This is a genomic window from Nostoc sp. DedQUE12b (assembly GCF_034530835.1).
GTDB lineage: Bacteria > Cyanobacteriota > Cyanobacteriia > Cyanobacteriales > Nostocaceae > Nostoc.
Window position 1 is genome coordinate 1 of sequence record NZ_JAVRCI010000018.1, and the last position, 10,522, is coordinate 10,522.

A 10,522-nucleotide genomic window follows, 5' to 3' on the forward strand; every position below is an offset into this window, starting at 1 on the left:
CCTTCAGATGGAATGGCTTTTATCTCACAATGCTTAACCCGAACTCAGGTTATTTAACGACTCCAAACGCAGAGGACACAAAATTGCATAGGTTAAAATTCTTAAACTCTTATGCACTGTGTTGCCCACTTTTTAGACTCATGGGAATTAGTTCTCCCTTGACCAATTTATAGCGGGTATCAGAACCATCATATTTCAAGTATTCTTTAAAGATTAGTTTTGGGGCAGTTATAGCCATTGCTTCCCCTTGCAAATCTTTACCTTGGTTTTACGACTAACACTGAACAATTAGCCTCTTCTACAACTTGACTGCTAACAGAACCCTGAACAATTCGTTTCATCCCCATCAACCCCCGACTGCCAATTATGATCAAGTCAGTTTTATAAATATTGGCAAAACGAATAATCTCTTCAGCGGGATCGCCAGTTACTAACTCTAACTCACTTTTGACTGATAACTTTTCCTGATATAATTGCAGTTGCTTTTCAATATGAAAATAAGACAATGTTGGGGACTCTGGCTGAGGGCGATCAGCAGGTAGTTCCATTTCTGACTCTGGTGTGAGAAACACATGACAAAGAATAACCTTGGCGTCTTTTGAAAACACTAAATTATCTAAAGCTTGAATTACTCGTTCTGAAATATCCGAACCGTCCAGAGCTACCAAAACACTATTTAGCACTGCTCTTGTCTCCTAAAGAGTAGACCCCTTACATACATAAGTATCTAGCAAAATTAGTCGGCAGTGACACGAAACTAATTTTTTATCTGACAACTTACAGCTATTTTCAGGTAAATAGCTGTAAGTTTATATATTTAAGGCTACGCCATAGGTCAGTGAGTTTTATGCCACTTTCATGTGAAGAGGTTGTAGCAACTTTTCTGGAGAATGAAACTTTTCACGAGTTTCTGGGAGAGGGTTTTCCTCTCCCAGAAACTCGTGTCTGTTTACAATACCCGACTTGTGGACGCTTAAAGGGTGACTCAAGGTAGTCCCGATGAAACAAGTTTCACAGCCATGCATGAAAATGTTCTAGGAACTGGGATTTTTACTCAGCACTGGCTTATCAGAAAAAATTAAGCATTCCAAATCACTCTTCTTGCTGAATTCGGCGTCGGACTGAATCAGCATGGGAAGGTAAACCTTCTGCTGTTGCTAGCACATCAATAGCACCAGCCACATTTTGTAGTGCGGTTTGGGAGTATTGAATAATACTGGAGTGTTTGAGAAAAGTTTCAACACCCAATGCCGAAGCATAGCGGGCAGCACCAGAAGTTGGCAAGGTATGATTAGGGCCTGCCAAATAGTCTCCTACAGCTTCTGGTGTTGAGTAACCCAAAAAGATAGCCCCAGCGTGGCGAATCTGTGGTAAGAGTGCCCAAGGGTCTTTGACTTCTAATTCCAGGTGTTCGGGGGCAAATTCATTTGAGAGTTCTGCTGCTGCTTGGAGCGATTCCACAACGATAATCAAGCCGTAGTGAGCGATCGCTTTTTCTGTGTCTATTCGCCGTGGGTGATCGACTAGCTGTCTTTCCAAGGCTAATTGTACGTTTTTCGCCAAAGCAGCATCTGTGGTCAGCAAAATGGCTGCCGCCATTGGGTCGTGTTCGGCTTGGGCTAGCAAGTCAGCAGCTACATGAACCGGATTTGCGGTTTCATCGGCAATCACCAGCACTTCGCTGGGGCCTGCCAAAGAATCAATACCGACAGTGCCGTAGACAAGTTTTTTCGCTAAGGTGACATAAATGTTACCAGGCCCAGTAATCACATTCACTTTCGGAATCGTTTCTGTACCATAAGCTAAAGCGGCGATCGCTTGTGCGCCCCCAATACGATAAATTTCTTGCACCCCTGCTTCTTGGGCAGCTACCAAGACTGCTGGGTTAATAGCACCCCCTGGGCCTGGTGGTGTTACCATTACCACGTGCGGTACAGCAGCAACATGAGCCGGAATTGCATTCATCAGCACTGTACTGGGATAGGCAGCACGGCCACCAGGCACATACAACCCGGCTCGGTCTACAGGGGTGTAGCGTTTGCCCAGTACTACTTCATCGTCACCAAAGTGTACCCAGCTTTTTGGTACTCGCTGACGATGAAACGCTTCAATTTGGCGGCAAGCTAGCCGAACTGCACTCAACAACTCCTTTGATACCTGCTGATAGGCTGCATCCAGTTCCGAGCCTGTAACTCGGAGTTCTTCTGCTTTCAGGGTTTGTTTGTCAAATTCGTCCGTGTAATGCAATACAGCTTTGTCGCCTTGGCGCTTCACTGCTTGCAAAATTTCCCGCACCGTTGCTTCTTTGTGAAGTACCTGTTCGTCATGGGTGCGATCGCAGATCCGTTGTAGTTCTGCTCTAACGTCTGCCTGCTGAGTAATAATTCGCAGCATGGAGTAAGGACAATGCCAAAATTATAATATTGCCACCTGAGATTTAGTATTGCTCTTGACCCACTGGGGTGTGCAAGCTGACTCTAATTCTCTTCTCTAGCTTAACCTGGATTTTTTTGATACTCTCAAGGCTACTAGCGTATAGTTTGCTTGAGAAGGCGACTTAATTGCTCAATCCGACAAGCCTTGACTGGCTAGCGGCTGGAAGCAGGTGTGCCATTTCCCACTCTCCTTACACCCTTTCCTCAATCCTTGGGGGGTGCAGATGGTATGTTTACACATCCAATCCCGTGAATTTACAGGGGTTAGTTTGAGTATAATTTTTACTTATTTCCCTAACTTTTACTACTTAATGTGTGTACAGGCACGATATATCGGCTCTATACTTGAGAACCCCTGAGATTTAGCTCTTTATAGTTCCTGCCTCTAAATAATACATTTGGTTTACGGACAAATTATATTTATTGGCAATCACATTGCTTAATCAGGTTGTGATGAGTTAGGGTGACATTTATTTTAGATGTATTTTATTTTAACGCATTTCCTAAATTGACGAAATACTGAATTGGCGAGTAGAGACTATGGAACTAATAATATTGACGATCTTCATTCATACCCAATACCTAATCCCATAATTTTTTTAGGAAATTATAACATTGGCAATTTGGATGCTATATTAGTAAGTCTAGTAGTGTGTGTACATAATTAATAATCGTATTTTTGGAATTGACTGTGGCGAATACAAAGTCTGCTCTTAAGCGTGCCCAAATCGCAGAACGTAACCGACTGCGTAATAAATCTTACAAATCAGCAGTCAAGACGCTGATGAAAAAATACCTCAATGCTGTAGCTGCTTATACAGCTAATCCTACCCCAGAATTAAAACAAGAAGCACAGGCTCGGTTATCCGAGGCTTACGGCAAAATTGATAAAGCGATCAAACGAGGTGTTCTTCACCCAAACAATGGGGCAAGGAAAAAATCAAGATTGGCTCACAGACTAAAGCCCCTCACACAAACAGCTGAGTAGTCATTGGTAATTTGTCCTTAGTCATTAGTCATTGGTAACGAAACAAACGACAAATGACGAAGGACAAACAACAAAGGACAAAAGATGCAACTGATAGACACGCATGTACATCTCAACTTTGATAGTTTTCAGCCGGATTTAGCCATAGTGCGATCGCGGTGGCAAGAAGCGGGTGTAGTGCGTTTAGTGCATTCCTGTGTTCACCCGGAGGAATTTTCCAGTATTCAATCCATAGCCCAAGAGTTTCCCGAAATTAGTTTTGCTGTAGGATTACATCCTTTAGATGCTGATAAATGGAATAGCGAGACAGCCGAGAAAATCAAAACTTTAGCGAGTTCTGACTCGAATGTAGTAGCAATTGGGGAAATGGGGCTGGATTTTTACAAAGCTGATAACTATGAGCAACAGTACATGGTGTTCGAGTCCCAGTTGGCGATCGCATCTGAACTAAACTTACCAGTGATTATCCACTGCCGTGATGCTGCGGTGGCAACCAAAGAAGTGTTGCAAAAGTGGCGGCAACTCAAAGGAGAAAGAGTGCGGGGTGTAATGCATTGCTGGGGAGGAACGCCAGAAGAAACTCAATGGTTTCTCGATTTAGGCTTCTATATCAGCTTTAGCGGTACAGTAACGTTTAAAAATGCCAAAGCAATCCAATCCTCAGCTGCAATGGTAAGTAGCGATCGCCTACTGATTGAAACAGACTGCCCATTTCTCGCTCCAGTTCCGAAACGGGGCGAGAGGCGCAACGAGCCTGCATACGTACTTTATGTAGCCGAGCAAATAGCTAAACTGCGTCAGGAAACGGTAGAGGCGATCGCCCATCAAACCACCCAAAATGCCTGTGAATTATTTGGGTTGTCAATATCAAATCTGTTCTAGTACCTTTTGTGAAGTTGTGTAAAAAAAATAAATTTATAGGGGGACAAAAATATGCTAGTATTATTCCCTCAAAAACATTTTGCTTGCGCCATAATGATAAAAGAAGGAGCATAAAACTTCTCATCTTAATTTTCCATGCTGTTATAGCTTGGCCATCCTCAAAATCTCTACAAGCGGATGCTCTTCACACATGACTAACTGTGCCAAACTAAATTGAGCTAGACTTTTGCACAACATCGGTTTACTTTGTATTAGAACCTATTCAAAATCGTTAAACAAAAATTGCCTTGTGAGTACAATCCAGCAAAATGAAGTGATTCTGATTCAAAATCGACAAGGTGCGGATCATTCCCTCAATCTTAGGATATCTAAAATATCACTGAGAGTATAAACCAGCGGGGTGGATTTAAAACACACTGTGTGGAGCTGCGTCAGCGAATTAACGCGCTTTTTGGAGGGGAAGTGAAGAAAGTAAATCAAATTCAGGAATATTTTAACTGGATATTCTATTTGAAATGGGCATTGGGGAGCCAAGGCGTTGGGCAGCTCTGCCGAATTCTCTCCCTGATCTTAAGCAAGCTATGCATAGCATCTCTGACAGGAGAAGCTACTAGCTCCATTGGGCATGAGATGCAAAGGAAAAAGATTTTCAGCAACTTTTCCCTTGCTTTCATAATACCCATTACTTAGTCCCTTCTTATGGGCAACTTTCCTTGTAAAAATTGCTCATTCCAGCCAAATTTAATCGCTGCTTTTGCCGACAGATGTAAATCACAAGTGTGTAAGAAAAAGTTCCCAAACAGCCAAGGACACTGGCTAGCAATGGGAAGCGTCAAACAGCAGTGTCCAAGGGAAAATTTAACCAGGTTAACAAAGGTAGAGGCATGACTAAAGAAACATATATGGAACCCGCCTTTCTGTTACCCGACTTGATTGAAATCCAGCGGTCAAGCTTTCGCTGGTTTTTGGAAGAAGGGCTGATAGAAGAGCTTAACTCCTTTAGTCCTATTACAGATTATACGGGTAAATTAGAACTGCACTTTTTGGGTCATAACTACAAACTCAAGGAGCCAAAGTACAGCGTCGAAGAAGCCAAACGGCGGGATAGTACTTATGCCGTTCAAATGTATGTTCCCACACGGTTGATTAATAAGGAAACCGGGGAAATCAAAGAGCAAGAGGTATTCATTGGCGATTTGCCTTTGATGACCGATCGCGGCACATTTATTATTAACGGAGCCGAGCGGGTAATTGTCAATCAAATCGTGCGCTCGCCAGGCGTTTATTACAAATCAGAAATCGACAAAAACGGGCGACGTACTTATTCAGCTAGCTTAATTCCTAACCGGGGAGCATGGCTGAAATTTGAAACAGACCGTAATGATTTGGTGTGGGTACGTATCGACAAAACCCGCAAACTCTCAGCGCAAGTACTTTTAAAGGCTTTAGGGTTATCAGACAACGAAATCTTTGACGCCTTACGCCACCCAGAGTATTTCCAAAAAACCATCGAAAAAGAAGGGCAATTTTCTGAAGAAGAAGCGCTGATGGAGTTATATCGCAAACTCCGTCCTGGTGAACCACCCACAGTATTAGGTGGACAACAACTTCTGGATTCTCGTTTCTTTGACCCGAAACGTTATGACCTTGGTCGCGTTGGACGGTACAAACTCAACAAGAAATTGCGCCTTTCTGTCCCAGACACCATGCGCGTGTTGACTCCTGGCGATATCTTGGCAGCTGTAGATTACCTGATCAACCTAGAATATGACATCGGTAATATCGATGACATTGACCACTTAGGCAACCGCCGGGTGAGAAGCGTCGGTGAATTGCTGCAAAACCAAGTGCGGGTGGGCTTAAACCGCTTAGAGAGAATCATTCGGGAACGGATGACTGTATCCGATGCCGAAGTGCTAACTCCCGCTTCTTTGGTGAACCCCAAACCATTGGTAGCAGCAATTAAAGAATTCTTTGGTTCTAGCCAATTAAGTCAGTTCATGGATCAAACCAATCCTCTAGCAGAACTGACCCACAAACGCCGTCTAAGTGCCTTAGGTCCTGGTGGTTTAACCCGCGAACGTGCTGGTTTTGCTGTGCGGGATATTCACCCTAGTCACTATGGACGCATTTGCCCCATTGAGACACCAGAAGGCCCCAACGCCGGATTGATTGGCTCCTTGGCGACCCATGCGCGGGTTAACCTATATGGGTTCTTAGAAACACCATTTAGACCTGTAGAAAATGGGCGAGTCAGATTTGATCTGCCTCCAGCCTACATGACAGCCGATGAAGAAGACGATCTACGGGTTGCTCCGGGAGATATTCCTGTAGATGAAAGCGGGCACATTATTGGGCCACTAGTGCCAGTCCGTTATCGTCAAGAATTTTCCACCACAACACCAGAACAGGTGGACTACGTAGCAGTCTCTCCCGTACAGATTGTATCGGTAGCAACCAGCATGATTCCCTTCTTGGAGCATGATGACGCTAACCGAGCACTCATGGGATCGAACATGCAACGGCAAGCAGTACCTCTGCTTAAGCCAGAACGTCCTTTGGTGGGTACTGGTTTGGAAGCCCAAGGAGCAAGAGACTCCGGGATGGTGATTGTATCACGTACCGATGGTGATGTCACTTATGTGGATGCCACGGAAATTCGCGTCCGTCCTAAACCTAATACCCCAGAAATTAAGTACACCCTTTCTAAGTACCAACGTTCCAACCAAGACACTTGTTTAAATCAGAAACCTCTCGTCCGCATTGGTGAACGGGTAGTTGCTGGTCAGGTATTGGCTGATGGCTCCTCAACCGAAGGCGGTGAATTGGCGCTAGGACAAAATATCGTTGTTGCCTATATGCCTTGGGAAGGCTACAACTACGAAGACGCAATTTTAATCTCTGAAAGACTGGTGCAGGATGATGTCTATACCTCAATTCACATTGAAAAATATGAAATTGAAGCTAGACAAACCAAACTGGGGCCAGAAGAAATTACCAGAGAAATTCCCAACGTCGGGGAAGATGCCTTGCGGCAGTTGGATGAACAAGGAATCATTCGCATTGGGGCATGGGTAGAAGCTGGGGATATCTTGGTAGGAAAAGTTACACCTAAGGGTGAATCTGACCAACCGCCAGAAGAAAAACTGTTGCGTGCAATTTTCGGTGAGAAAGCACGGGATGTGCGAGACAATTCTCTGCGAGTACCAAACGGTGAAAAAGGCCGCGTAGTTGATGTGCGCTTGTTTACTCGTGAACAAGGCGATGAACTGCCACCAGGAGCCAATATGGTAGTCCGGGTGTATGTCGCTCAAAAACGCAAAATCCAAGTTGGGGACAAAATGGCAGGACGCCACGGTAATAAAGGGATTATTTCTCGGATATTACCGGCGGAAGATATGCCTTATTTGCCCGATGGTTCCCCAGTGGACATTGTACTTAACCCCTTGGGCGTACCCAGTCGGATGAACGTTGGACAAGTATTTGAGTGCCTCTTGGGTTGGGCTGGTCAAACTTTGGGAGTGCGATTTAAGATTACTCCCTTTGATGAAATGTACGGGGCAGAGTCATCCCGCCGAATCGTGCATGGCAAATTGCAAGAAGCACGAGACGAAACAGGGAAAGACTGGGTATATAACCCAGATAATCCAGGCAAAATCATGGTGTATGACGGTCGGACAGGTGAACCCTTTGACCGAGCAATTACCATCGGTGTGGCTTATATGCTGAAGCTGGTGCATTTGGTGGATGATAAGATCCACGCCCGTTCCACAGGCCCATACTCACTGGTGACTCAGCAACCCTTGGGTGGTAAAGCACAACAAGGTGGTCAGAGGTTTGGAGAAATGGAAGTGTGGGCATTGGAAGCCTTTGGTGCAGCTTACACCTTACAGGAATTGCTCACAGTTAAATCTGACGATATGCAAGGACGGAATGAAGCGTTAAATGCGATCGTTAAAGGTAAGGCAATTCCTAGACCTGGAACTCCAGAATCCTTTAAGGTGCTAATGCGCGAGTTGCAATCATTGGGGTTAGACATTGCCGTTCACAAGGTAGAAACCCAAACAGACGGCAGTTCCCTAGATGTGGAAGTCGATTTGATGGCAGACCAATCAGCCCGTCGCACACCTCCTCGACCAACATACGAATCTCTTTCCCGCGAATCGTTGGAAGAAGACGAATAAGGAGTGCTGAGTGCTGAGTGCTGAGTGCTGAGTCTTAAAAAACTCAGTAATTGGCATTTAGCACTTGGATATTTCTTAATTCAAACCTTAAAACTAAATATACTCAAAACTCATAACTCGAAACTCAGCACTTAAGTATGAGACCTGCCCAAACTAATCAGTTTGACTACGTAAAAATCGGCTTGGCTTCCCCTGAACGGATTCGGCAGTGGGGCGAAAGAACATTGCCCAATGGCCAAGTAGTCGGTGAAGTTACCAAGCCAGAAACGATTAACTACCGAACTCTCAAGCCAGAGATGGATGGCTTGTTTTGTGAGCGCATCTTTGGCCCCGCGAAAGATTGGGAATGCCATTGTGGCAAGTATAAAAGAGTTCGTCACAGAGGTATTGTTTGTGAGCGCTGTGGGGTAGAAGTCACCGAGTCACGGGTGCGTCGTCACCGCATGGGCTATATTAAACTCGCCGCACCAGTAGCTCACGTTTGGTATCTCAAGGGTATTCCTAGCTATATTTCCATCCTGTTGGATATGCCCTTGCGGGATGTCGAGCAGATTGTCTATTTCAACTCTTATGTTGTCCTGAGTCCAGGTAATGCCGAAACTTTAACTTACAAACAGCTACTGAGTGAAGACCAGTGGTTGGAAATAGAAGACCAAATTTATAGCGAAGATTCTGTGCTGCAAGGCGTAGAGGTAGGTATTGGGGCTGAAGCGCTGTTGCGTTTGCTTGCCGATATCAATTTGGAACAAGAAGCCGAAAGCCTACGCGAAGAAATTGGCAACGCCAAAGGACAAAAAAGAGCCAAGCTAATTAAACGACTGCGGGTAATTGACAACTTCATCGCTACTGGTTCCAAACCAGAGTGGATGGTAATGGCAGTTATTCCCGTGATTCCCCCCGACTTGCGCCCAATGGTGCAACTAGATGGCGGACGGTTTGCCACTAGCGATTTAAATGATTTATATCGGCGGGTAATTAATCGCAACAATCGTTTGGCACGCTTACAGGAAATTTTGGCACCAGAGATTATTGTGCGGAACGAAAAGCGGATGCTGCAAGAAGCAGTGGATGCTTTGATTGACAATGGTCGTCGGGGACGCACTGTGGTAGGGGCAAATAACCGACCTCTAAAATCTTTGTCCGACATTATTGAGGGTAAGCAAGGACGTTTCCGACAAAACTTGTTGGGTAAACGAGTTGACTACTCTGGACGTTCTGTAATTGTGGTCGGGCCAAAGCTGAAAATTCACCAGTGCGGTTTGCCTAGAGAAATGGCGATTGAGCTATTTCAGCCATTTGTGATTAACCGCCTGATTCGTAGCGGCATGGTAAATAACATCAAAGCTGCGAAAAAACTGATATCCCGTAATGATCCCAGTGTTTGGGATGTGTTGGAAGAGGTGATTGAAGGACACCCTGTAATGCTAAACCGGGCACCAACATTGCACCGTTTGGGTATTCAGTCTTTTGAACCAATTTTGGTAGAAGGTAGAGCGATTCAACTGCATCCTCTGGTGTGTCCAGCCTTTAACGCCGACTTTGACGGCGACCAAATGGCTGTACACGTCCCTTTATCGTTAGAAAGTCAGGCTGAAGCGCGGTTGTTGATGTTGGCTTCTAACAATATTTTGTCACCAGCCACGGGTAGACCAATCATCACGCCTAGCCAAGATATGGTGTTGGGAGCCTATTATTTAACAGCAGAAAATCCCGATGCGACAAAAGGGGCAGGAAATTACTTTTCTTCGCTAGAGGATGTAATTATGGCTTTCCAGCAAGATCAAATTGACTTGCACGCCTATATCTATGTGCGGTTTGACGGTGAAATAGAATCAGACCAAGCGGATACAGAACCCGTGAAAGTGACGGAAAACGAGGATGGTACGCGCACATTACTCTATAAGTTCCGTCGAGTCAGACAAGACGCTAAAGGCAATGTAATTTCCCAGTATATATACACAACTCCTGGTCGTGTTATTTACAACAATGCCATTCAGGAAGCACTTGCAAGCTAAAAGTGAGGAGTGAAAAGT

Annotated in this window: 6 protein-coding genes; 4 read left to right on the forward strand and 2 right to left on the reverse strand. The window is 44.8% G+C overall.

Going from position 1 to position 10,522, the window contains the following annotated elements:
- Positions 1–257: 257 nt before the first annotated feature.
- Positions 258–683, reverse strand: coding sequence for a universal stress protein (locus RMY16_RS11680; protein WP_322736491.1), 426 nt, complete (start codon positions 681–683; stop codon positions 258–260).
- A gap of 409 nt (positions 684–1,092) precedes the next feature.
- Entirely contained in the window at positions 1,093–2,394 is a 1,302-nt protein-coding gene (hisD, locus tag RMY16_RS11685; RefSeq protein WP_322666274.1) for a histidinol dehydrogenase, read from the reverse strand.
- Positions 2,395–3,126: 732 nt separating this feature from the next.
- Here hisD and rpsT point away from each other — a divergent pair.
- The 4 genes from rpsT to RMY16_RS11705 all read left to right on the forward strand — a co-directional run bounded on the left by rpsT (position 3,127) and on the right by RMY16_RS11705 (position 10,504).
- Entirely contained in the window at positions 3,127–3,423 is a 297-nt protein-coding gene (gene rpsT / locus RMY16_RS11690; protein ID WP_322666272.1) for a 30S ribosomal protein S20, read from the forward strand.
- An 84-nt stretch (positions 3,424–3,507) separates the two neighbouring features.
- The gene (locus RMY16_RS11695; RefSeq protein WP_322666270.1) at positions 3,508–4,305 is read left to right on the forward strand and encodes a TatD family hydrolase; all 798 of its coding nucleotides are present in this window, start codon (positions 3,508–3,510) and stop codon (positions 4,303–4,305) included.
- Positions 4,306–5,189: 884 nt separating this feature from the next.
- The gene (gene rpoB / locus RMY16_RS11700) at positions 5,190–8,489 is read left to right on the forward strand and encodes a DNA-directed RNA polymerase subunit beta (RefSeq protein WP_322736492.1); all 3,300 of its coding nucleotides are present in this window, start codon (positions 5,190–5,192) and stop codon (positions 8,487–8,489) included.
- Between the two features lie 137 nt (positions 8,490–8,626).
- On the forward strand, positions 8,627–10,504 hold the full coding sequence (locus RMY16_RS11705; protein ID WP_322736493.1) for a DNA-directed RNA polymerase subunit gamma: 1,878 nt from the start codon (positions 8,627–8,629) through the stop codon (positions 10,502–10,504).
- The last annotated feature ends 18 nt before the right edge of the window (positions 10,505–10,522 follow it).

Excerpts from the sequence above, each read along its gene's own strand:
- rpoB (WP_322736492.1), top strand. The coding sequence starts at position 5,190 with ATGACTAAAGAAACATATATGGAACCCGCCTTTCTGTTACCCGACTTG.
- RMY16_RS11705 (WP_322736493.1), top strand. The coding sequence starts at position 8,627 with ATGAGACCTGCCCAAACTAATCAGTTTGACTACGTAAAAATCGGCTTG.
- RMY16_RS11695 (WP_322666270.1), top strand. The coding sequence starts at position 3,508 with ATGCAACTGATAGACACGCATGTACATCTCAACTTTGATAGTTTTCAG.
- hisD (WP_322666274.1), bottom strand. The coding sequence starts at position 2,394 with ATGCTGCGAATTATTACTCAGCAGGCAGACGTTAGAGCAGAACTACAA.